This window comes from Streptacidiphilus sp. PB12-B1b (genome assembly GCF_014084125.1).
Taxonomy (GTDB): domain Bacteria; phylum Actinomycetota; class Actinomycetes; order Streptomycetales; family Streptomycetaceae; genus Streptacidiphilus.
On the sequence record NZ_CP048405.1, the window covers coordinates 2,380,316 to 2,402,564 of the forward strand.

Below are 22,249 nucleotides of genomic sequence, written 5' to 3' on the forward strand. Positions count from 1 at the left end.
GTCCCTGCTGCGGGTCGGGGGCTGCGGTCGGCCCCCATTCTCGCGGACGCGCCACCGGGTGCGGCACGCGCCGGGGAGGGGTCGGGCTTTTCCGGGCGGCGTGCATCGGCCATGCTGTCGTTGCCGGCCCGGCGCTGGAACGGACGGGGGCGCCGGGGGCAGGGGGGCGGATCGGTTGGACGGGGGGCGACGCGAGAATGGGGAGGACGGTTGTGCTGACGCGTACTCGGCTGTTCGGTGGCAGGACCAGGGTGACGTTCCGCCTGGCGGCGGACGAGCCGCAGGGGACGGTGAGCGTGGTGGGCGACTTCAACGGCTGGCAGCCGGGTGCGGCCGAGCTGGTCCGCCGGCGCAACGGCACCCGGACCGTGACGGTGTCGTTCCCGCCGGGGGAGCACCGGTTCCGGTACCTGGCCACCGGCGGGATCTGGTTCGACGACGACGGCGCGGACCGGATCGATCCGCAGGGGAGCCTGTTGCGGCTGGGGTGACGCGCACGGCCCGGCGCGGCGGCGTCCGACTTGGTGGGGCCCGGCCCGCTGACGTCCAACCCGCTGGCGTCCGACCCGGCGGTGCCCGGCGCGGCGGCGTGCCGCCCGGCGGCGTACGGCCCGGTCAGCCGCTGGCCTCGCCGCCGGTCGCGGGGGTGCGGCCGTGCCGCATGGCCACGGCCACGGCCAGGCCGAGCACCCCGGCCCCGGCGGCGACCAGCAGGCCCTCCCGGTAGCCGGCGTCGGTGTACAGGTTCGGGACGGTGTAGTAGCCGCCGGTGACCGAGGCGGGCACGCCGGGCACGGTCACCTTGAACTTCAGCGCGTTCGCGGCCAGGCAGGCGGTCAGCACCGCCGTGCCGACCGAGGTGGCGAGGCTGTTGACGACGCCCAGCATGCCCGCGCTGATGCCCTGCTGGGCGGCGGGCACGGCCTCGACGATCAGGTTGGGCGCGGAGGCGTAGAAGGCGCCGAAGCCGATCCCGAAGACCACCGCGAACAGGGCGTACTGCCAGGCCGAGTGGGAGTAGAAGGCGTACAGCACGGTGGAGAGGGTGAACGTCGCCATCGCGCCGATCAGCGGCAGCCGGGGGCCGACCTTGCGGGACCACTCGCCGCCCCCGCCGCCGGAGAGCATGCCGGTGCCGCCGGAGAACACGGCCGAGTGCAGGCCGTAGCCGAGCAGGGTCGCGCCCAGGCCGTACGCCAGCGGCGCATTGAAGCCGATGTGCAGGATCGGCGCCATGGCGCTGGTGACGCGTCCGCCGGAGCCGGCGATGACCTGGCCGAGGACGACATGGGTGAGCTGGGCGTGGCTGGGCGTCTGCAGCATGTACGGGATGGAGTAGCCCTGGACGCCGATGACCATGCTGCCGAACAGCGCGGCGATCAGCACCAGGCCGACCTTGGGCGAGAACAGCAGCGCCAGATCCATGATCGGCTGCGCGCTCCGGCGCTCCACCAGCACGAACGCGACCAGCAGCAGCAGTCCGCCGACCAGCCAGGCCCAGGCCGTCGGCCGCCCCCAGCCCCAGCCCGCGCCGTTGGACAGGTACAGCAGCACCAGCCCGACGCCGACGGCCAGCAGCAGCGCCCCGGCCACGTCCAGCCGCTGGTCGTTGCGGAGCGGCGACTCGGGCACGACCAGCACCAGCAGCGGCAGCATCACCAGGACGAAGATCAGCATGAACCAGAACAGCGACCGCCAGGAGTAGTGGTCCAGCAGCCAGCCGCCCAGCAGCGGCGCGAACAGGGCGGACATGCCGAGCCCGGTGGCGATGACGCCGATCGAGGCGGGGATGTAGCGGCGCGGCAGGATGTCCCGGAACAGCCCGTACGCCACCGTGGGCGCGGTGATGGCGACCGCCTCCAGCGCGCGGCCGACCAGGAACAGCGCCCAGGAGCCGGTGAGCGCGCAGACCAGCGTGCCGACGGTGAAGGAGGCCCCGGCCACCAGCATCATCCGCCGCTTTCCCCACAGGTCGGACATCTTGCCGAAGAGCGGCGTGGTCGCGCCGCCGACCAGACCGAAGATGATCACCATCCAGCTGATGTTGGCGCCGACGCCGGGGAAGGAGGGGGATATGTCCCGGGCCGCCGAGGCGACCATGGTGTACTGCAGCGCCGCTATCTCGGCGAAGAGCACGACGACGCCGATGACGGCGAAGATCCGCAGCCGGGAGGCGCCCGCCAGGCGGGCCTCCGACTGAGGACCGGCCGGTGGGTCGGATTCCCTTGCGGGGGGCGGGGGTTGGGGCGTCTGCGGTTCGGGGGCCTGGGCGGAGGACACGTGCGGCTCCTCGGGGCTGGGGTGCGCAGGGCCCGGGGCGGTCATGCGCGGACGATTATCTAACAGTCCGTCAGATTAGAAGGGAAGCTGTTCGGCAGGGGTAGGCGACTGTCCTTGCACGGACGTGATCTGCTTCAATGGACCCATGGACCGCAACGCAGCCGACGAAGCCCTGAACGGGGGAGCGAGGCACCTCGACCTCGAACCGTTCTGGCCGTCCCGGCAGCCGTTCCATTTCGACGAGACCTGTTGTCGCTCGACCGGCGCGCAGGGTCTGTAGTCCTCCCACAGGGCGACCGCACGCGCGCAGACGACCACCAGCGTCCTCTTCTCGTGCGAAAGCGAGTCCCGTCATGCCCCACGTCTCCCCGCTTGCCCTGCTCGACCCCCTGCTCGGCGAGGCCGAGCCCGCCGCCGCGACCGCCGACGGCTCGGTGCCCCGGCTGCGCGCGGTGCCCACGCAGCTGACCGCGCCGCTGCACGCGGCCATCCCGTCGGTCGCGCTGGCGACGCCCACCGCCGCCGGCGTCTACCGGCTGCCGGACGCCACGCCGGACGCCGGCATGGTCGGCTACCTGGTCCTCGTCCCGGTCGGCACCGAGCTGGACGTGACCGCCGTCCCGGCGCGGCAGCCCGCACCGCAGCCGTACGCGTACCCGCACGCGCAGCCGACGGAGCCGGCCGCGCATCCGCTCCAGGCCGCCGCCCAGCCGCAGGGCCGGGCCGGGACGGGCGCGGGCATCGACCTCGACCTGGAGCGCCGGATCGCCCGGGTCGACGGCGAACTCCTCGAACTCACCTACCTGGAGTTCGAACTGCTCGCCCACCTGACCGCCAACCCGCACCGCGTGCACACCCGCGACCACCTGGTCTCGGCGGTGTGGGGCTACGGCCACGTCGGTGACGGGCGCACGGTGGATGTCCATGTCGCCCGGCTGCGGCGGAAGTTGGGACGCCACCGGGAGGGCATCGTCACCGTCCGCCGGGTCGGCTACAAGTACGTTCCGGCCAGCACCAGGTGACGCCTGATCAGGCCGACGGGCGGATCATTCCTGGCTGATCCGCCCGTCGGCCACCCTGATCCGGCGGTTGGTCCGGACTGCCTCCAGCATCCGCCGGTCGTGGGTGACCAGCAGCAGCGTGCCGTTGTACGAGTCCAGCGCCGACTCCAACTGCTCGATGGCGGGCAGGTCCAGATGGTTCGTCGGCTCGTCCAGCACCAGCAGATTCACCCCGCGCCCCTGGAGCAGCGCCAGCGCGGCGCGGGTGCGCTCGCCGGGCGACAGGCTGGCGGCCGGGCGCAGTACATGGGCCGCGCGCAGCCCGAACTTGGCCAGCAGGGTGCGCACTTCGGCGACCGGCAGGTCGGGGACGGCCGCGCCGAACGCGTCGATCAGCGGCTGGTCGTCCGTGCCGTGACCCCCGAAGATCTGTCCACGGGCCTGGTCCACCTCGCCGACCACCACGCCCGGGCCGAGCGCCGCCTGCCCGGAGTCCAGCGGCAGCCGGCCCAGCAGCGCGGCCAGCAGCGTGGACTTGCCGGAGCCGTTGGCGCCGGTGATGGCGACCCGGTCCGCCCAGTCGATCTGCAGATCCACCGGCCCGAAGGCGAAGTCGCCGCGCCGGGCCTGCGCGCCGCGCAGCGTCGCCACCACCGCGCCGGAGCGCGGTGCGGCGGCGATCTCCATCCGCAGCTCCCACTCCTTGCGGGGCTCCTCGACCACGTCCAGGCGCTCGATCAGCCGCTGCGTCTGCCGGGCCTTCGCGGCCTGCTTCTCGGTGGACTCGCTGCGGAACGCCTTGCCGATCTTGTCGTTGTCCGGTGACTTGCGGCGGGCGTTCTTGACGCCCTTCTCCATCCAGGACCGCTGCATCCGGGCGCGGGCCTCCAGCGAGGACACCGTGTCGGCGTACTCGTCGTACTCGGCGCGGGCGTGGCGGCGCGCGGTCTCGCGCTCTTCCAGGTACGCCGCGTAGCCGCCGCCGAAGTGGTTGACCTGCTGCTGGGCCAGGTCCAGCTCCAGCACCCGGGTGACGGTGCGGGCCAGGAACTCGCGGTCGTGGCTGATCACCACGGTGCCCGCGCGCAGGCCGGTGACGAAGGACTCCAGCCGCTCCAGGCCGTCCAGGTCCAGGTCGTTGGTGGGCTCGTCGAGCAGGAACAGGTCGTAGCGGCTGAGCAGCAGGGACGCCAGGCCCGCGCGGGCGGCCTGGCCGCCGGAGAGGGCGGTCATCGGCAGGTCCAGGCTGACGGTCAGGCCGAGGTCGGCGGCGACCTCCTCGGCGCGCTCGTCCAGGTCCGCGCCGCCGAGGTCCAGCCAGCGGTCCAGGGCGGTGGAGTAGGCGTCGTCCGCCCCCGGGTCGCCGTCGACCAGGCCCTGGGTGGCGGCGTCCAGCGCGGCCTGCGCCCCGGTGACGCCGGTGCGGCGGCCGAGGAAGGCGCGCACGGACTCGCCCGGGCGGCGCTCCGGCTCCTGCGGCAGGTGCCCGACGCTCGCGGCGGGCGGGCTCAGCCGCAGCGAACCCGCCTCGGGCGCGTCCAGTCCGGCCAGCAGCCGCAGCAGCGTGGACTTGCCGGCGCCGTTGACGCCGACCAGGCCGACCACGTCGCCGGGGGCGACGACCAGGTCGAGGCCGGAGAAGAGGACACGGTCACCGTGTCCGGCGGTGAGGTCTTTGGCGACCAGGGTGGCAGTCATCAGGACACCGATCCTATCGGCAGCGGCTGCGGGCCCCGGCCGGGCCGGGTGCGGCATGATCGGCTCGGGCCGAGCACGGCCCGGCGGTCCCGGGGCGAGCGTGAGCGTGAGGAAGAGGTCGGGAGATGGCCACAGCAGACGGCACACACGGCAACCACGGCAGCCGGGGCGGCGGCACCGACGGCGACCGGCGCGGCGACGAGGCGGTGCGGTTCACCTCCGAGCTGATCCGGATCGACACGACCAACCGCGGCGGCGGCGACTGCCGGGAGCGTCCGGCCGCCGAGTACGCGGCCGAGCGGCTGGCCGAGGCGGGCCTGTCGCCGCTGGTGCTGGAGTCCGCACCGGGCCGCGCCAACGTCGTCGCCCGGATCGGCGGCAGCGAGCCCGGCCTGCCCGCGCTGCTGGTCCACGGCCACCTGGACGTGGTCCCGGCGCAGGCCGAGGACTGGAGCGTGCCGCCGTTCAGCGGCGAGATCCGGGACGGCGTGGTGTGGGGGCGCGGCGCGGTCGACATGAAGGGCATGGACGCGATGATGCTGGCCGTCGTCCGCGCCTGGGCCCGGGAGCGGCGCGGCCCGCGCCGGGACGTGGTGCTGTGCTTCACCGCCGACGAGGAGGACAGCGCGGCGGCCGGGGCCGACTGGCTGGTGCGGCAGCACGCCGACCTGTTCGAGGGCTGCACCGAGGCGGTCGGCGAGTCCGGCGCGTACACCGTGCACACCGGCGCCGGGCAGCGGCTCTACCCGGTCGCGGCGGGGGAGCGCGGCACCGGCTGGCTGAGGCTGACCGCGCGCGGCACCGCCGGGCACGGCTCCAAGGTCAACCACGCCAACGCGGTCACCCGGCTGGCGGCGGCGGTCACCCGGATCGGTGAGCACGCCTGGCCGGTGCGGATCACCCCGACCGTCCGGGAGGCGCTGCTCGCCGTCGGCGCGGCCACCGGCGTCCCGCTGGAGCCGGACGAGGTGGACGACCCGGGCTTCGACGCCGACGGCTACCTGGCCAAGCTCGACCCGGCGGCGGCCAAGCTGATCGCCGCGACCGTCCGCAACAGCGCCAACCCGACCGTCCTGCAGGCCGGCTACAAGACCAACGTCATCCCCGGGCTGGCCGTCGCCGAGATCGACGGGCGGACCCTGCCGGGCCTGACGGGCGAGTTCGAGGCCGTCCTGGACGAGCTGACCGGGCCCGACGTCGACTGGTCCTACCTGCACCGGGAGACCGCGTTGACCGCGCCGGTCGACTCGCCGACCTTCGCCGCCATGGGCGAGGCGCTGCTGGCGCACGACCCCGGGGCGGCCGTGGTGCCGTTCTGCATGTCCGGCGGCACCGACGCCAAGCAGTTCTCCCGGCTCGGCATCACCGGCTACGGCTTCTCGCCGCTGCGGCTGCCGCCCGGCTACGACTTCCAGGGGCTGTTCCACGGCGTGGACGAGCGGGTTCCGGCCGAGGCGCTGCGCTTCGGCGCGGCGGTGCTGGACGACTTCCTGAGCACCGTCGGCTGATCAGCGCAGAGGCTGATCAGCGCAGAGACGGCGGACGGCCGGGGGAACGGTCCACGACGCAGGACCGTTGAGGGGGTGCAATGCACCGACTGAGAGGTTGCTGAAGATGCGGCGGGCACGAGCGGGCGCCATAGCGGTAGCACTGGGCGCGGTCACGGCGGGAGCCGCGGCGGCCCGGGCCGCGCGCGAGGTTCCTGTGGCGATGGGAGGCGACCCGACCAGGGGCGCACGCGGCGAACGGATGCGGAACTCGCCCCGCTACCGGGACGGCGTCTTCCACAACCCCCCGGCCCCGGCCCGTCCGGCCGCGTCCGGCGGCGGCGGCGCGGCCATCCTGCGCGAGCTGCTGCTCGGCAAGCAGCTGCGGCACCCCTCCCGGCCGATCCCGGTGGTGCGCGGGGTGGTCGGTGACTCCGAGGCCGACCCGGAGCTGGCGGTCACCTGGTTCGGGCACTCCACCGCGCTGCTGGAGATCGAGGGGCAGCGGCTGCTGCTCGACCCGGTGTGGAGCGAGCGCTGCTCGCCCTCGCAGTCGGCCGGGCCCCGCCGGATGCACCAACCGCCGCTGGACATCGAGGAGTTGCCCAGAATCGACGCGGTCGTCATCTCCCACGACCACTACGACCACCTGGACATGCACAGCGTCCGGGCGATCGCCCGGACCCAGCCGCACACCCGCTTCCTGGTGCCGCTGGGCGTGGGCGCGCACCTGGAGCGCTGGGGCATCGACCTCGCCCGGGTGGACGAACTCGACTGGGAGGAGGAGGCGCAGATCGGCGCCCTGCGCGTGGTCTGCACCTCAGCCCACCACTTCTCCGGCCGAGGCTTCGCCAACAACGGGACGCTGTGGAGCTCCTGGGCGGTCGTCGGCGCCGAGCACCGGGTGTTCTACAGCGGCGACTCCGGCTACTTCGACGGCTTCGCGGCCACCGGCGAGGCCCACGGCCCGTTCGACCTCACCCTGGTGCAGATCGGCGCCTACAGCGACCACTGGTGGGACATCCACATGACGCCCGAGGAGGGCGTCAGCACCCACCTGGACGTCCGCGGCGGGCTGATGGTGCCGGTGCACTGGTGCACCTTCGTTCTCGGGCTGCACGACTGGTCGGAGCCGGTCGAGCGGCTCTGCGCCGACGCCGACGCCCGGGGCGTCCAGGTGGCCGTGCCGCGCCCGGGCGAGCGGATCGAGGTGGCCCGGCCGCCGAAGCTGGACCACTGGTGGCGCGCGGTCGTCTGACCCCGGCGGCGCGGCGGCGCGGCGGGCGCCCAGGGCCTCACGTCCTCACGGCCTCACGGCAGCGGCAGCGAGGCCCAGACGATCTTGCCGCCGGACGGGGTGCGCTCCACGTCGCACACCCCGCCCGCCTCCTCGGTGATCGCCCGCACCAGCAGCAGCCCCCGGCCGCCGGTGCGGGCGAAGTCGTTCTGCAGCGGCTGCGGACGGTAGGGGTGGCTGTCCTCCACGGACAGCCGCACCCAGCCCGCGCCGATCACCGCCTCCACCACGATCTGCGGCGACAGCAGCGCGGCGTGCCGCACCGCGTTGGTGACCAGCTCGGAGACGATCAGCAGCAGCCCCTCGACCAGCCCGGCGTAGCGGGGGCCGGTCAGCCCCTGGGCGGTCAGCAGGTCCCGTACCGCGTGCCGGGCCTGCGGCACCGAGACGTCCACAGCGGGCGCGGCGAACCGCCAGACGCCCTCGACCCCCGGCGGTCCGGCTGCGGCGGCGGGCTCCCGGGCGGGCGGCGGCGCCGCCGGTGCGGGGACCGGTCCTGGGACGGGATCGTGCGGGGCGTCTCCTCGGACGTGCATTCTGGTGCCGCCATCCTCTGTGCGTACGAGCCCCGAACGGTCCTCGGACTCCGCTCCGGTCGGCTCATCAGACATCAGAGCGGTGATCACCCTGTGCATCCGTGCAGATGCACAAAGTGCTCGCTTCTTGGCGGCCGTTGACAGGCTGCGCCCGCCCCGCGGCGTCTTTCGGACGTTCTCGGCGGCAAGCCGTGCCGACGCCTGCACGCGCCCGCACACCGCCCGGCGGACGCCGGGCCGGGCGCCGCGCAGCGCGGTCGGGAGCACTCTGTTTCCTTGGTATTGTTTTCCCTGTCAGCGCGACGGCAGCACAGCGCTGACAAGCCCGATGCGCGGGTGGCGGAATGGCAGACGCGCTAGCTTGAGGTGCTAGTGCCCTTCGGGGCGTGGGGGTTCAAGTCCCCCCTCGCGCACAGAATGCAGGGGCCGGTCGGAGTGGCATGATGCCGCTCGGACCGGCCCCTTTCGCATGCCCGCGTCGCCCGCCCCCGAAGAGGCATGGTTGCGCCTGTGGAGCAACTAGATGTAGATAACAACGTATGCACGGGGCTGCAGGGGTCGGCGGGGAATACCGCCGGGTCCGGACGCGTCTGCTCCCTTGGAGGATCCCGTGTCGCGTGACATGTCGCCGCTCTGACGCTTGTGATGATTCGGAGGCTGGTACTCATGGCTGATGCAGCCGGTCGGCTCGCCGCGCTGGTGGGCGAGGTGCTGGGGGCGCCGCTGCCGCTGCGGCTGCGGGCCTGGGACGGCAGCGAGACCGGGCCGACGGACACGCCCGTCCTGGTCCTGCGCAGCCGCCGGGCGCTGCACCGGCTGCTGTGGAAGCCCGGCGAGCTGGGCCTCGCCCGGGCCTGGGTGGCCGGCGACATCACCGTCGAGGGCGACCTCTACCGTGCGCTGGACCTGATGGCGCCGGTGGTGTGGCAGCACGGCGAGCACCTGCCCGAGCGGCTCTCGCTGCGTGATCCCCGCCTGTTCCGGCTGGCCGGAAGGGCGCTGGCGCTCGCCGGGCCGTCGCTGCCGCCGCCGCCCCCGCCGGAGGAGGCCCCCGCCAGCCACGGCGTCAAGCACTCGCTGCGCCGCGACCGCGAGGCCATCAGCCACCACTACAACGTGGGCAACGACTTCTACGCGCTGGTGCTCGGCCCCTCCCTCGTCTACTCCTGCGGCTACTGGGCCGACCCGGACGCCACCACCCTGGAGCAGGCGCAGGCCGCCAAGCTCGACCTGATCTGCCGCAAGCTCGCGCTGCGCCCCGGGCAGCGGCTGCTGGACGTCGGCTGCGGCTGGGGCTCGATGGTGCTGCACGCCGCCGAGCACTACGGGGTGGAGGCGGTCGGCGTCACCATCTCCACCGAGCAGGCCGACCTCGCCCGCAAGCGGGTGGTGGAGGCCGGGCTGACGGACCGGGTGGAGATCAGGGTGCAGGACTACCGGCAGATCGACGACGGGCCGTTCGACGCCATCTCCTCCATCGGCATGGCCGAACACGTCGGCACCGAGGCGTACCGGATCTACGCCGAGCAGCTGTTCGGGCTGGTGCGCCCGGGCGGGCGACTGCTCAACCACCAGATCGCCCGCCGCCCGCAGGCCGACGAGTCGGCGTACGTGATCGACGAGTTCATCGACCGCTACGTCTTCCCCGACGGGGAGCTGGCCCCGGTGGGCACCACCGTCACGCTGCTGGAGCGGGCCGGCTTCGAGGTGCGGGACGTGGAGTCCATCCGCGAGCACTACGCGCTGACGCTGCGGTCCTGGGTGTCCAACCTGGAGCAGAACTGGGAGCAGGCGCTGCGGCTGGTCTCGCCCGGCCGGGCCCGGGTGTGGCGGCTCTACATGGCCGCCTCGGCACTGGCGTTCGAGCAGAACGCGATCGGCGTCAACCAGGTGCTGGCGGTGCGCAACGCGGCCGGCGGGGTCTCCGGGATGCCGCTGGTGCGCGGCACCTGGGGAGCGTGACGCCGCTTCGCATAGGGTGACCGTTATGTCCCCCAGTGGAGCCAGTGCCAGCGGAGTCAGTGCCAAGGGAGCCGGTGCCGACGCAGCCGGTGCGGGTGCGTCGGAAGGCAGCACGCCGGGCGGCGCGCCGGGCGGCGCGTCCGGCGGCGGCGCGGCCGGGCTGACCGGCGCGCTCGACCTCAACCAGCTGCGCACCTTCCTGGCGGTCTACCGGACCGGGTCGTTCACCGCCGCGGCCCGGCTGCTCGGGCTGTCGCAGCCCACGGTCACGCTGCAGATCCGGGCGCTGGAGCGGCAGCTGGGCCGTCCGCTGTACGAGCGGCTGCCGACGGGGGCGGCTCCCAGCGCCATCGCCGACGAGCTGGCGGCGGAGATCGCCGCGCCGCTGGACGCGCTGGCGGCGCTGGACGACCGCGGCCGGGGCGCCGGGCAGGGGACGACCGCCGCGCCCGTCCACCTGGCCGGTCCGGCCGAGCTGTTCGGCCTGCTGGTGCTGCCCGCGCTGGCGCCGCTGGTCGGGCGGGGGCTGCGGCTGCGGATCAGCCTGGGCCTGGCCGAGGAGCTGCTGGCCGGGCTGCAGGCGGGCAGTCACGACCTGGTGGTCTCCAGCATCCGCCCGCGCGGCCGGGCGCTGACCGCGGTCCCGCTGATGGACGAGGAGTTCGTGCTGGTCGCGGCCCCCGCCTGGGCCGAGCGCATCGGCGCGGGCCGGGTCGCGGACGGCGGCCCGGCCGCGCTGCGCGGCGTGCCGCTGGTGACCTACTCGGAGGAGCTGCCGATCGTCCGCCGGTACTGGCGGCACGTCTTCGGGGTGCGCCCGACCGGGACGGCGGCGGTGGTCGTCCCGGATCTGCGGGCGGTGCTGGCGGCGGTGGCCGCCGGGGCCGGGGCCAGCGTGCTGCCGCGCTACCTGTGCCGGGCGGAGCTGGAGTCGGGCGCGCTGGTGCAGCTGCTGGAGATCCCGGACTCGCCGATCAACACGATCTACCTGGTCCAGCGCACCGGCGCGCACGAGCCGCCGCACACCGCGATGGTGCGCGAGCGGCTGTTGCAGGCGGCACGCGACTGGTGACGCTCCCCGGCCCCGGCCCCGGTCTCGATCCCGGTCTCAGCCCAGGGCCTTGAGCAGTTCGGCGGCGAGCGGGGCCGAGGAGGCCGGGTTCTGGCCGGTGTACAGGTTGCGGTCGACCTCGGTGTGCGGGGCCCAGGGCTCGCCCTCGCGGAAGTCCGCGCCGATGCCGACCAGCCGGTCCTGCAGCAGCCAGGGGGCCTGGTCGGCGAGGCCCGCCTGGGTCTCCTCGGTGTTGGTGAAGCCGGTGAGCCGGTAGCCGGCGAAGGCGGGGGAGCCGTCGGCGCGGCGGGCGGCCAGCAGCGCGGCCGGGCCGTGGCAGACCACGCCGAGCGGCTTGCCGGAGTCGAGCGCGGCGGTGAGCAGGCCGCCGGAGACGCCGTCGACCGCCAGGTCCTCCATCGGGCCGTGGCCGCCGGGGTAGAACACCGCGTCGTAGTCGGCCAGGTCGACGTCGGCCAGCCGCAGCGGGGAGCGCAGCTCGGCGATGGCGTCGAGCTCGGCGCGGACGGCGTCGGCCTGCTCCTGGCCGCCGTTGAACTCGGGGGCCAGGCTGCCCTGGTCGACGACGGGCACGGTGCCGCCGGGGGTGGCCACCGCGACCGTGTGCCCGGCGGCGGTGAACAGCCGGTACGGCGCCACCAGTTCCTCGGCCCAGTACCCGGTCGGGTGCTTGCTGCCGTCCTTGAGGGTCCAGTGGTCCGCGCCGGTCACCACGAAAAGGATGGTCGCCATGGGGTGCTCGCTCTCGTGCGGGGAGGGTGGGTTCGCTACGACCGTAGGGCGCGATCCCCGGCCGTGCGGCATAGGCGCGCCTATGCGCCCCATAGGAACGCTGATGCCGTCGGCCGCCGGTTGGTCCCGGCGGCCGACGGCATCGGTGCGCGGCTGGTCAGGGCGTGTACGTGACGCTGTCGCCGAGGTCCTTCTGCAGGTCGGCGGGGATGCCGTCCTTGGAGTCGAGCCCGTCGCCGTACCAGACGGTGTCGCCGTTGTCCTGAAGCACGGAGACGGTGCTGCCGGACGTCAGCGGGTCGGGGACGGCGCCGATCGACTCCCAGGAGCCGTCGGCCGCTCCGGCGGGCAGGGCGGTGTGGGTGGCGACCGGGGCGTCGCCGGGCCGGCCGTCCCAGGAGTACAGCGCGAAGCTGTCGGTCTCGTCCGCGGCTCCGGCGATGATCAGGTACTGGTCGTCGGCGTTCTTGCGGATCTCCCGGAAGCCCAGGCCGCCGAGGTTGTCCTCGATCGGCGCGCCGAAGGCGGCGTGCAGGGTGCCCGGGTTGCCGCCGGTGACCAGCTGGTCGAGGTTGGTCACCGGCACCAGCAGCGCCTGGTTCCGGGTGCTGGTGGACTCCAGCGGCCCGCGGAAGGCCAGGTATGCCGTGGTGGTGCTGCCCGGGGCGAACTCCAGGCCCTCGACGTTGAACGACTCGGCGGTGTGCCCGCCCACGCCGGAGGCGGCGGAGGCGGCGAAGCCCAGGGCGTTGGCGCCCAGGCCGTGGCCGTTGTCCTGGTCCCAGGCGATCAGGTCGCTGCGCAGGCCGGTGTAGCTGCCGACGTAGCTGAGCGTGGTGGAGGCGCCGGAGCCGGTGATGTCGGTGGCGAACAGGGTGCTGCGGGCGGGCTCCAGCTTGCCGCTGGAGCTGTTGCTCATCGAGCCGGTCCAGTAGATCCGGTTGCCGACCCGGGCGGCGGCCTCGATGTCGATCTCGGTGCTGCCGTACGGCAGCAGACCGGTGAAGTCGAAGGTCTTCACCGGCGGCCCGGAGACGCCCTCCTGGTAGAGCCGGAGCACGTTGGACTCGTCGTCGCCGACCAGCATGTAGCCGCCGCCGACGTCGATGATGGTCGAGCCGTTGCCCGCGCCGGAGTAGTAGCGGGCGTTCGGGTCGGCGGCGACGGCGGCCGAGACGCCGTAGTCGACGGTGGTGCTGGCGCTGGTGCCGTCGGGGGCGGTCGCGGTCAGGGTGAGGGTGGAGTAGCCGACGGCGGCCGGGGTGACGGTGAGCGTGCGGGTGGCGCCGCTGCCGGTGACGCTGATGCCGGAGGCCGGGGCCACGGCGGTGTCGGAGGAGGCGGCGGTGACCGTGACGCCGGCCGCGCCGTAGGCGGCGTCGCCCACGGTCACCGGCATGGCGGCGTTGGTGCTGTCGCCGAGCGCGGCAGGCAGGCCGGCCTGCGGCGTGCTGATGGTGGGCGGCGGGCTGACCGCGGTCACCACGGCGGTGCCGGGGGCGAAGGCCACGCCGCGGAAGGCGGTCCTGGAGGCGGCGGAGGCCAGCGTCGTGACGCTGCCGCTCATGCTGCCGCCCGCGCCGGAGGTGTCGGTGACCGAGGAGAGCGTGCCGGAGGCGCCGGACGAGCCGCTGCCGGTCGCGTACAGCTGCACCGTGCTGCCGTGCAGGGTGCCGGTCAGGCCGGTCACCGAGGAGACCTTCTCGGAGCCCTCGGCCTTCCACTTGCCGCTGCTCAGGCCGTACTTGAGGATCTTCCCGGCGGTGGCGTCGGCGATGTAGAGGGTATCCGGGGCGGAGCCGCTGCCCAGGGTGAACAGCGCATAGCTGTACGGGTCGCCGCCGGAGTCCGGATTGCCGGGCAGGTTGTCGATGCTCTGCCCGGCGGTGGTGGGCAGGCCGGTGCCCACGGCGGCCACGGTCAGCGAGTTCTTGTTCGAGGAGGCGTACAACTGCCCGTCGGCGATTTCCAACTGACGGAAGTTCAGATCACTGCTGTTGAGCGTGGTGGCGGTGGTCGCGCCCAGGGTGGTGTGGGCGATGCCTCCGGCCGCGCCGGCCACCCAGATGTCGGTGCCGTTGCTGCTCACCGCGGAGCGGACGTTGTTGCCGGCCGCGAACGAGGGCAGCGCGGTGGAGGTGTCCACCGTGCCGTCGGCGGCGGCGCGGGCCACGGTCACCGCGTCGGTGGAGGTCACACCGGCGGTGCCGACCGGGCTGTCGTACCCGGCGGCCAGCAGGTACTGGCCGTTGGCCGACAGCGTCAACTCGCCGTCGGAGTTGGCCGTTCCGGCGTCGGTGAACGCGTTGCCGGTGTCGCTCGCGGTGGTCGGCAGCGGCACGGACTCCACCAGCGTCCCGCCGGGCGCGTACTCGTCCAGGAAGACCGGCGCGGACGAGCCGCTGAGCGAGGTGCTGCCGTCGCCGACCCGGTAGACCACCAGGTCGCCCGCGGTGAACGCGGTGGAGGCGGCGGCGTGGGCCGAGCCCGGCAGGGCCGCCGGTCCGAGCGCGGCGGCGCCGGCCAGGAGCACTCCCAGGGCCGTCCGGCGGATCGATCGGAGCGGGGGAGCGGGGTGGGATCTGCTGCCAGTCATGGGGAGGCGCTGCCTTTCACGGGGACCGCCCGGCGGGGACGTGCGAACCCTGTCGCCCGTAGGTGTCCTGCGGGCGACGCCCGGGTGCCGCGTCGGCGACAAGGTGGCGACGCGGAACCGGAACCCGCGCAAAAGCAGCAGACGGACCGGCCGTTGCCGACGGCCGGTCCGTCTCAGGGGTGCGGGGTGCGGGGCGCGGCCGGTCAGCCGGCGTGGGCGCCGATCGCCGGGTCGCTGATGCTGGGCTTGCCGGTCTCGACGTGGCCCGCCAACCGCCGCAGGAAGCCGCCGTCCTGGGCGGAGACCACGGTCAGGTCGTACCAGCCGTGGCCCGGCCGCAGGTCGATCGAGTGCACGGTGTCGGCCCCGGGGCGCAGCCGGAACGTCTTCGGGCGGCCGTTGCCGTACGCGTCGGAGACGGTGAGCTCGACCGTGGTCGGGCCGTCGTTGCGCAGCACCAGCCGGATCTCGGCGTTGCGGCCGACCTGCGCGGCGGTCACCTCCGGTCCGGCCTGGGCGATGCTGCCGGTGAGCCGCCGCAGGAAGCCGTTGGGGCCGTGCACGGTGAGGTCGTATGCGCCCTTCGGGTCGCCCGCGACGTCCCAGCTGCCGGTCAGGCTCTGCCCGGCGCCGACCGTGTAGCTCCACGGGCCGCCCGCGTGGGTGGCCGAGGTGACCAGCCAACTCGCGCCGACCGTGCCGTGGTTGGCGAAGTCCAGGGTCAGTTCGCCGGACTTGCCGAGCGTGCCGTCCACCGCCAGGCGGTAGGGCAGCGCGCGGGCCGGGCGGGTGCCGGGCTCCTGCTGCGGCAGCGCCGGATCGGCGGGCGGGGTCGGCACGTAGTCCGGGTGCCGGTCCTGGTCCGGCGGCTGGTAGCCGCTGGTGGAGGGCAGCACCGGTACCTTGCTGTCGGCCAGGCCGAAGTCGAACGCCGAGGTCAGGTCGCCGCAGACGGCGCGGCGCCAGGGCGAGATGTTGGGCTCGTGCGCACCGAAGCGCTGCTCGATGAACTGGATGATGGACGTGTGGTCGAAGACCTGGGAGTTGACCCAGCCGCCCTTGCTCCACGGCGAGACGACCAGCATGGGCACCCGCTGGCCCAGGCCGTACGGACCGGCCACGAAGCCGTCGGAGTCGGCGGGCAGCAGGTCGGCGGAGACGTCCGCGGTGGACTTGCCCTGCGCGGCCGAGGTGGGCGGGAACGGCGGCACGATGTGGTCGAAGAAGCCGTCGTTCTCGTCGAAGGTGATGAACAGCGCGGTCCTGCTCCACACCTCCGGGTTGGCGGTCAGCGCGTCCAGCAGCTGGGCGGTGTACCAGGCGCCGTAGTTGGCAGGCCAGTTGGGGTGCTCGGTGAACGCCTCGGGGGCGACCACCCAGGACACCTGGGGCAGGTTCCCGGCCAGCACGTCGGCCTTGAGCTGGTCGAAGAAGCCCTCCCCGGCGGAGGCGTTGGTGCCGGTGCGGGCCTTGTCGTAGAGCGGGTCGCCGGGCTGGGCGTTGCGGTACTGGTCGAAGTAGAGCAGCGAGTTGTCGCCGTAGTTGCCGATGTAGGCGTCGTCGGTCCAGCCCCAGTAGCCGTCGGCGTTCAGGCCGGTGCCGATGTCCTGGTAGATCTTCCAGGACACCCCGGCCTGCTCCAGCCGCTCGGGGTAGGTGGTCCAGCCGTAGCCGGCCTCGGCGTTGTCCAGGACCGGGCCGCCGCCCTTGCCGTCGTTGCCGGTGTAGCCGGTCCACATGTAGTAGCGGTTGGGGTCGGTGCAGGTCAGCAGCGAGCAGTGGTACGAGTCGCAGATGGTGAAGGCGTCGGCCAGGGCGTAGTGGAAGGGGATGTCCTCACGGGTGAGGTGCGCCATGGTGGTCGCGGTCTTGGCCGGGATCCACTGGTCGTACGCGCCGTTGTTCCACGCCTGGTGGCCGGTGTTCCAGTCGTGCGCCAGGTCCTCCAGGAACTGCAGGCCGAGGTTCTGGGCGTCCGGGTGGAACGGCAGGACGTCCTTGGTGCCGTCGGACTGGTACCAGACCGACTTGCCGCTGGGCAGCGTCACCGGGCGCGGGTCGCCGAAGCCGCGGACGCCGCGCAGCGTGCCGAAGTAGTGGTCGAAGGACCGGTTCTCCTGCATCAGGACGACGATGTGTTCGACGTCCTTGAGGGTTCCGGTGCGGCGGGCGGCGGGGATGGACGCGGCGCGGGCGATGCTGGTGGAGAGCATCGAGAAGGCGGCGGTGCCGCCGGCCAGCTGGATGAAGCGCCGACGGTTGAGGGCAGTCATGGAACGGGTGCCTCCTGGGTCGTCCGAGGCGGAGCGAGGGGTGGAGGCACAGCATCGCGGCGCTGCGGGAACGCGCCGTGGCGGGAGGGGAACGGGCGGGCGAAGCCCGCACCAACGCGGGGGAGCGGGCGGATGACGGCGGCGCGTCGAAGGCCCGCTGACCTCGGGGACTTGCTGAGGCTACGTCAGAACCGGTGTGGCGCAAGACGTTACGGCTTGATGGCGAGGAAGACGAACGCAGCCAGCAGGACCAGGTGGATGCCGCCCTGCAGCCGGGTCGCCCGGCCGGGCACCACGGTGAGCGTGCTGACCACGACGGTCAGTGCCAGCAGGACCAGCTGGGTGGCGCCCAGGCCCAGCAGCAGCGGGCCCTTCAGCCAGATCGAGGCGACCGCGATGGCCGGGATGGTCAGCCCGATGCTGGCCATCGCCGAGCCGTAGCCGAGGTTCAGGCTGATCTGCACCCGCTCCTGCCGGGCGGCCCGGACGGCGGCCAGCGTCTCCGGGGCCAGCACCAGCAGCGCGATGACCACGCCGACGAAGGAGGGCGGGAAGCCCACGGCGCGGACCGCCGACTCGATCGCGTGCGACTCCACCTTGGCCAGCCCGACCACGTCCACCAGCGCCAGCAGCAGCAGGCCCAGGCTGAACAGCGCGGCCCTGGCGCTGGGGGCGGTCGGGTGCTGCTCGTCGTGGGCGGCCGAGGAGCCGCTCTCGGCGGTCGTGGAGGAGGTCGCGGCGGCCACGGTCGCGGTGGTCGGCACGGCGGTCACCGGCGAGGTGACCGGGAGGAAGAAGTCGCGGTGCCGCCGGGTCTGGGTGGACACGAACATGCCGTACAGGGCGAGCGAGGCCAGCGCGGCGAAGGTGAGCTGGGTGCCGGAGAACCTCGGCCCGGGGGTGCTGGTGGTGAACCTCGGCAGCACCAGGCTCAGCGCGCTCAGCGTGGCCACGGTGGCCAGCGCCGCGCCGGTGCCCTCGGGGTTGAACAGTGCCACGCCGTACCGCAGCGCGCCGGTGAGCAGCGAGAGCCCGACGATGCCGTTGGTGGTGATCATGACGGCGGCGAAGACGGTGTCCCGGGCGAGCGAGGCGGTGTCCGAGGCTCCGGTGACCATCAGCGTGACGATCAGCGCCACCTCGATGATGGTGACGGCGACGGCCAGCACCAGCGATCCGAACGGCTCGCCCACCCGGTGGGCGACCACCTCGGCGTGGTGCACCGCCGCCAGCACCGCCCCGGCCAGGACCGCGGCCAGGCACACCGCCACCCACACGGGGATGTGCCGGCCCCAGGTCAGCACCAGCACGACGAGGGCGACCAGCGGTGCGACGACCGTCCAGGACAGCCACCGGGAGCGAGGAGTGTCGGACATGGCCCAACACTGACATATCGGACAGGCCGTTCCCCTGATCCACGCCCCGCGGCGGCCCCCTGCGCCGACACCGCCGACCCGGCGTCAGCCCAGCTGCGGACGCACCCGCTCGGCGATCAGGGCCAGGTGGTCCAGGTCGTCGAGGTCCAGGATCTGCAGGTAGATCCGCTGCGAGCCGACCGCCGCATAGCGGGCGATCTTCTCGGCGGCCTCGTCCGGAGTCCCGGCGACGCCGTTCTCCCGGAGGTCCTCCACGCTGCGGCCGATGGCCTCGGCACGCCGGGCCACCTCGGCGTCGTCCTTGCCCACGCAGGCCACCAGGGCGTTGGAGTACACCAGCTCGGACGGCTTGCGCCCGGCCTCGGCGACCGCTGCCCGGACCCGGCCGAACTGCTCGGCGCTGTCCTGGACCGACTGGAAGGCCGAGTTGAACTCGTCGGCGAAGCGGGCCGCCAGCGCCGGGGTGCGCACCGGGCCGCCGCCGCCCACCAGCACCGGGATCCGCGACTGCACCGGCTTGGGCAGCGCCGGCGAGTCCTTCAGCGTGTAGTAGGCGCCGTCGAAGTCGAAGGTCTCGCCCAGCGCGGTGCCCCACAGCCCGGTGACGATCGCCAGCTGCTCCTCCAGCCGGCCGATCCTGGCCTGCGGGAAGGGGATGCCGTACGCGGTGTGCTCCTCCTCGTACCAGCCCGCGCCGAGGCCCAGCTCGACCCGGCCGCCGGACATCTGGTCGACCTGGGCGACCTGGATGGCCAGCACGCCCGGCAGCCGGAAGGTCGCGGCCGACATCAGCGTGCCCAGTCTGATCCGGGAGGTCTCCCGGGCGATCCCGGCCAGGGTGATCCAGGCGTCGGTCGGGCCGGGCAGGCCGTCCGCGTCGCCCATCTTCAGGTAGTGGTCGGAGCGGAAGAAGGCGCCGTACTCCAGGTCCTCGGCGGCCTTGGCCACACTCAGCAGCGTGTCGTAGGAGGCCCCTTGCTGGGGCTCGGTGAAGATGCGCAGGTCCATGGCCCCATCCTGCCACCGCGCCGGGCGCCGACTCGGGCGCCGGTCCGGGCAGCCGGACGGTTCGGGCAGCCGGACGGCCCCGGTCGCTGGTGGCGACCGGGGCCGTGACGGGTACTACGGGTGCTGCGGTGGGGCTAGCGGCGAGGCGTCAGGAGACGTTCAGCGCGGTGTCGTCCAGCACGAAGCTGGTCTGCAGGCTGGAGTCCTCGGCGCCGACGAAGGTCAGCGTCACGCTCTTGCCGATGTAGGGGGCGAGGCTGAAGGAGTGCTGGGTGTAGCCGCTCGCCTTGTTCAGGTTGGAGTAGGTGGCCAGCGTGGTGGTGGTGCCGCCGCTGACGACCTCGACCTTGAGGGTGTCGTAGGCCGTGGTCTTGCTGGTCTCCGCCGTGTCGATGTGCAGCCAGAAGGAGTAGGCGGCGTTGACGCAGGTGGAGGGGATGGTCACGGTCTGGGACAGGGTGTCGGTGTGGGTGGTGCCGTAGCCGTCGAGCCAGGCGTCCCAGCTGCCGGAGTGGGCGGGCTCGTCGGTGGTGTCGCTGTTGATGACACCCGAGCTGGCGGTCCACGGGGAGGCGCTGCCGGTCTCGAAGCCGGGGTTGCCGATCAGCTGCGAGGCGCTGCAACCGCCGCCGGAGGCGGAGTTGACGGTCCAGGTGAAGCTGGTGCTGCCGGTGGCGCCGGAGCCGTCCTTGGCGGTCACGGTGACCGAGGAGGTGGCGGCGGCGGTCGGGGTGCCGGAGATCAGGCCGGTGGAGGCGTTGATCGACAGGCCGGCGGGCAGGCCGGTGGCGCTGTAGGTCAGGGTCTGGCCGGAGGCCGAGTCACTGGCGCTGATCTGCAGCGAGGCGGCGGTGCCGACGGTGCCGGTCTGGTTGCCCGGGTTGCTGACCGTGACCGTGTTGCCGGTGGCGGCGCTGACCGTCCAGGTGAAGGAGGCGCTGCCGGTGGCGCCGGTGCCGTCCTTGGCGGTCACGGTGACCGAGGAGCTGCCGGAGGCGGTGGGGGTGCCGGAGATCAGGCCGGTGGAGGCGTTGATCGACAGGCCGGCGGGCAGGCCGGTGGCGCTGTAGGTCAGGGTCTGGCCGGAGGCCGAGTCACTGGCGCTGATCTGCAGCGAGGCGGCGGTGCCGACCTTGCCGGTCTGGCTGCCCGGGTTGGTCACCGTCACCGTGTTGCCGGTGGAGGTGCCGTTGGAGAAGGCGGTGGTGCCGTTCGGCGTGCCCAGACCGGTCGGGCCGTCGTAGCCCGGCCCCGCCTCGCACAGGTAGGTCGGGGAGCAGGTGGTGGTCTCGCCCGTGGTCACGTCGTTCAGCGACGAGGTGTGGGCGTACAGGTAGGAGGCCGGGGTGGTGCCCGCGGCCGGGGTGCCGGCCAGCGCGTACACCGAGGCGATCAGCGGCGAGGCCACGGAGGTGCCGCCGTAGACGTTCCAGCCGCCCTCGCTGTTGTAGGTGTCGTAGACGGCGACGCCGGTGGCCGGGTCGGCGACGGCGGAGACGTCGGCGACGGTGCGCTTGGAGCAGCCGGTGTCCTTCTGCCAGGACGGCTTCGGGTCGTCGGCGGAGCAGCCGGAGCCGGCGCCCTCGGAGCTGCTGGTGGACCAGACCGACTCGGTCCAGCCGCGGGTGTTGGACGCGGTGGACAGCGAGGTGCCGCCGACGGCGGTCACGTACTGCGAGGCCGCCGGGTACTCGACGCCGTAGCCGCTGTCACCGGAGGAGGCGGTGACCGCCACGCCCGGGTGGTCGTAGTACTCGGAGTCGTAGGTGGTGTCGTTGGACGCCTCGCTGCCGCCGTAGCTGTTGGAGACGAACTTCGCGCCCGCGTTGACGGCCGCGTTCACGGCCGCACCCAGGTCGTCGTTGCTCTCCGAGCTGGCCTCGACCAGGTCGATGTGGCAGAGCGGGCAGATCGCCGACACCATGTCGACGTCCAGCGCCTCTTCACCGGTCCAGTCGTCGTCGGCCGGGGCCGGCGAGGGCAGCGGGCTGGTCTGGCCGTTCTCGTTCAGCTTGGTGAAACAGCCGGTGCCGCAGGCGGGGAGCCCGAACTGACTGCGGTAGACCGCGAGGTCGCTGGCGGCGTTCGGGTCGTCGAAGGCGTCGACGACGGCGACGGTCTCGCCGGTGCCGTTGGCGGCGGCGGCCGAGGCCAGGTTGTACGCCGACTGCAGCTGCGTCGGGCCGTAGCCGGAGACGGTCGCGGAGGGCTCCACCGCGCCGTTGGCGGCCCGGTGGGCCAGCTGCGGCGTGATGTTCGTGCGGACCAGCGCATTGCAGGACGAATCGCCGACCGGCGCCGCGGGGCAGGCCGCGCGGTAGTCAGTGGTGTGGCTGGTGGCCGCGGTGGCCGGGGCGGCTGTCGCCGCGAGGCCGAACACGGCCAGCGTGGCGGCCGATGCACCGGCGGCCACGATCCTGCGGAGTCCGAATCTGAGCGCGGACGACTTGGGGGTATGCAACGAACGGCCCTCCCATGAGGGGGACGGGGACGGCGCGGGGGAGGACCGGCGGATACCGGACCGTGCGCCGTACCGGGGTCGAGGGAACACGTGCGCGTGCGTTGGAACGGGCTGCGCCGTACGTGTGGGACGGACCCCGGGCCGCGGAACAGGGCGGTGCGGGCGCTCCGTCATATTCATGGACATGACAGCCATGCGGGCAGGCTGCCACCACGATTGGTGGTGTCCGGGGGATGAACATAGCGAAGCCTTATCGGAGTGGGCAAGAGCTCAATGAAATCCGACAGGAATGACGAATTCGGGCCTGGCGCCGTGCGTGGTGACAGATAGTCAGACGCCCTGCTCGGCGCCGTCGCGCACTGCTCCGTGCGGGGAGGCGTGCTGGCGCGATGCGGTTACTCTCTGGTAGACCCGTGTCCGGGGCCGACGCCGACGGCCGCGCGCGCCCCGCGCACCTCCCCGTACCCCTG

16 protein-coding genes and 1 tRNA gene are annotated in these 22,249 nt (G+C 73.3%); 8 read left to right on the plus strand and 9 right to left on the minus strand.

Annotation, left to right across the window (positions count from 1 at the left end):
- Positions 1-212: 212 nt before the first annotated feature.
- On the plus strand, positions 213-491 hold the full coding sequence (locus GXW83_RS10750; RefSeq protein WP_182442850.1) for an isoamylase early set domain-containing protein: 279 nt from the start codon (positions 213-215) through the stop codon (positions 489-491).
- A 124-nt stretch (positions 492-615) separates the two neighbouring features.
- Here GXW83_RS10750 and GXW83_RS10755 read toward each other — a convergent pair whose 3' ends face one another.
- Positions 616-2,280: an MFS transporter gene (locus tag GXW83_RS10755; RefSeq protein ID WP_182442851.1), complete on the minus strand. Its 1,665-nt coding sequence runs from the start codon at positions 2,278-2,280 to the stop codon at positions 616-618.
- A gap of 145 nt (positions 2,281-2,425) precedes the next feature.
- On the opposite strand from GXW83_RS10755, the gene GXW83_RS34820 reads away from it, so the two are divergent.
- A complete protein-coding gene (locus tag GXW83_RS34820; RefSeq protein ID WP_255431290.1) occupies positions 2,426-2,560 on the plus strand; it encodes a hypothetical protein in 135 nt (44 codons plus the stop codon).
- A 73-nt stretch (positions 2,561-2,633) separates the two neighbouring features.
- Complete coding sequence (locus tag GXW83_RS33940; RefSeq protein ID WP_225446890.1) at positions 2,634-3,302, plus strand: winged helix-turn-helix domain-containing protein; 669 nt, start codon at positions 2,634-2,636, stop codon at positions 3,300-3,302.
- Between the two features lie 24 nt (positions 3,303-3,326).
- Here GXW83_RS33940 and GXW83_RS10765 read toward each other — a convergent pair whose 3' ends face one another.
- Positions 3,327-4,979 carry an ABC-F family ATP-binding cassette domain-containing protein gene (locus GXW83_RS10765; RefSeq protein WP_182442852.1) on the minus strand — a complete coding sequence of 551 codons (1,653 nt, stop codon included), beginning with the start codon at positions 4,977-4,979 and terminating at the stop codon, positions 3,327-3,329.
- A gap of 125 nt (positions 4,980-5,104) precedes the next feature.
- Between GXW83_RS10765 and GXW83_RS10770 the strand changes: the two genes are divergently transcribed.
- Together GXW83_RS10770 and GXW83_RS10775 are read left to right on the plus strand one after the other, a co-directional pair.
- Entirely contained in the window at positions 5,105-6,487 is a 1,383-nt protein-coding gene (locus GXW83_RS10770; RefSeq protein ID WP_182442853.1) for a M20/M25/M40 family metallo-hydrolase, read from the plus strand.
- Between the two features lie 241 nt (positions 6,488-6,728).
- Complete coding sequence (locus GXW83_RS10775) at positions 6,729-7,724, plus strand: MBL fold metallo-hydrolase (RefSeq protein ID WP_225446891.1); 996 nt, start codon at positions 6,729-6,731, stop codon at positions 7,722-7,724.
- A gap of 53 nt (positions 7,725-7,777) precedes the next feature.
- On the opposite strand, the gene GXW83_RS10780 is transcribed toward GXW83_RS10775, so the two are convergent.
- A complete protein-coding gene (locus tag GXW83_RS10780) occupies positions 7,778-8,299 on the minus strand; it encodes an ATP-binding protein (protein WP_182442855.1) in 522 nt (173 codons plus the stop codon).
- A 330-nt stretch (positions 8,300-8,629) separates the two neighbouring features.
- Between GXW83_RS10780 and GXW83_RS10785 the strand changes: the two genes are divergently transcribed.
- From GXW83_RS10785 to GXW83_RS10795, 3 genes are all read left to right on the plus strand, one after another.
- Positions 8,630-8,712 (plus strand) — tRNA-Leu (locus tag GXW83_RS10785).
- 253 nt (positions 8,713-8,965) lie between these two features.
- The gene (locus GXW83_RS10790; RefSeq protein ID WP_182442856.1) at positions 8,966-10,261 is read left to right on the plus strand and encodes a class I SAM-dependent methyltransferase; all 1,296 of its coding nucleotides are present in this window, start codon (positions 8,966-8,968) and stop codon (positions 10,259-10,261) included.
- A 25-nt stretch (positions 10,262-10,286) separates the two neighbouring features.
- Positions 10,287-11,333 (plus strand): LysR family transcriptional regulator, encoded by a 1,047-nt coding sequence (locus GXW83_RS10795; RefSeq protein WP_182442857.1) that lies wholly within the window; start codon positions 10,287-10,289, stop codon positions 11,331-11,333.
- 36 nt (positions 11,334-11,369) lie between these two features.
- Here the strand turns inward: GXW83_RS10795 and GXW83_RS10800 are convergent, their stop codons facing one another.
- From GXW83_RS10800 to GXW83_RS10825, 6 genes are all read right to left on the minus strand, one after another.
- A complete protein-coding gene (locus GXW83_RS10800) occupies positions 11,370-12,065 on the minus strand; it encodes a type 1 glutamine amidotransferase domain-containing protein (RefSeq protein ID WP_182442858.1) in 696 nt (231 codons plus the stop codon).
- A gap of 157 nt (positions 12,066-12,222) precedes the next feature.
- Positions 12,223-14,661, minus strand: coding sequence for a hypothetical protein (locus GXW83_RS10805; protein WP_182442859.1), 2,439 nt, complete (start codon positions 14,659-14,661; stop codon positions 12,223-12,225).
- Between the two features lie 203 nt (positions 14,662-14,864).
- Positions 14,865-16,934 carry a phosphocholine-specific phospholipase C gene (locus GXW83_RS10810; RefSeq protein ID WP_182442860.1) on the minus strand — a complete coding sequence of 690 codons (2,070 nt, stop codon included), beginning with the start codon at positions 16,932-16,934 and terminating at the stop codon, positions 14,865-14,867.
- A 209-nt stretch (positions 16,935-17,143) separates the two neighbouring features.
- Positions 17,144-18,310, minus strand: coding sequence for a calcium:proton antiporter (locus tag GXW83_RS10815; protein ID WP_182442861.1), 1,167 nt, complete (start codon positions 18,308-18,310; stop codon positions 17,144-17,146).
- An 84-nt stretch (positions 18,311-18,394) separates the two neighbouring features.
- Positions 18,395-19,318 carry an LLM class F420-dependent oxidoreductase gene (locus GXW83_RS10820; RefSeq protein ID WP_182442862.1) on the minus strand — a complete coding sequence of 308 codons (924 nt, stop codon included), beginning with the start codon at positions 19,316-19,318 and terminating at the stop codon, positions 18,395-18,397.
- Between the two features lie 148 nt (positions 19,319-19,466).
- On the minus strand, positions 19,467-21,731 hold the full coding sequence (locus GXW83_RS10825) for a putative Ig domain-containing protein (RefSeq protein ID WP_225446892.1): 2,265 nt from the start codon (positions 21,729-21,731) through the stop codon (positions 19,467-19,469).
- Positions 21,732-22,249 lie beyond the last annotated feature (518 nt).

What these genes read in the sequence shown, in the direction of transcription:
- GXW83_RS10790 (WP_182442856.1), top strand. Translation starts at nt 8,966, where the DNA reads ATGGCTGATGCAGCCGGTCGGCTCGCCGCGCTGGTGGGCGAGGTGCTG.
- GXW83_RS10795 (WP_182442857.1), top strand. Translation starts at nt 10,287, where the DNA reads ATGTCCCCCAGTGGAGCCAGTGCCAGCGGAGTCAGTGCCAAGGGAGCC.
- GXW83_RS10775 (WP_225446891.1), top strand. Translation starts at nt 6,729, where the DNA reads ATGCGGAACTCGCCCCGCTACCGGGACGGCGTCTTCCACAACCCCCCG.
- GXW83_RS10805 (WP_182442859.1), bottom strand. Translation starts at nt 14,661, where the DNA reads ATGACTGGCAGCAGATCCCACCCCGCTCCCCCGCTCCGATCGATCCGC.
- GXW83_RS10815 (WP_182442861.1), bottom strand. Translation starts at nt 18,310, where the DNA reads ATGTCCGACACTCCTCGCTCCCGGTGGCTGTCCTGGACGGTCGTCGCA.
- GXW83_RS10780 (WP_182442855.1), bottom strand. Translation starts at nt 8,299, where the DNA reads ATGCACGTCCGAGGAGACGCCCCGCACGATCCCGTCCCAGGACCGGTC.
- GXW83_RS33940 (WP_225446890.1), top strand. Translation starts at nt 2,634, where the DNA reads ATGCCCCACGTCTCCCCGCTTGCCCTGCTCGACCCCCTGCTCGGCGAG.
- GXW83_RS10820 (WP_182442862.1), bottom strand. Translation starts at nt 19,318, where the DNA reads ATGGACCTGCGCATCTTCACCGAGCCCCAGCAAGGGGCCTCCTACGAC.
- GXW83_RS34820 (WP_255431290.1), top strand. Translation starts at nt 2,426, where the DNA reads ATGGACCGCAACGCAGCCGACGAAGCCCTGAACGGGGGAGCGAGGCAC.
- GXW83_RS10770 (WP_182442853.1), top strand. Translation starts at nt 5,105, where the DNA reads ATGGCCACAGCAGACGGCACACACGGCAACCACGGCAGCCGGGGCGGC.
- GXW83_RS10800 (WP_182442858.1), bottom strand. Translation starts at nt 12,065, where the DNA reads ATGGCGACCATCCTTTTCGTGGTGACCGGCGCGGACCACTGGACCCTC.
- GXW83_RS10765 (WP_182442852.1), bottom strand. Translation starts at nt 4,979, where the DNA reads ATGACTGCCACCCTGGTCGCCAAAGACCTCACCGCCGGACACGGTGAC.
- GXW83_RS10810 (WP_182442860.1), bottom strand. Translation starts at nt 16,934, where the DNA reads ATGACTGCCCTCAACCGTCGGCGCTTCATCCAGCTGGCCGGCGGCACC.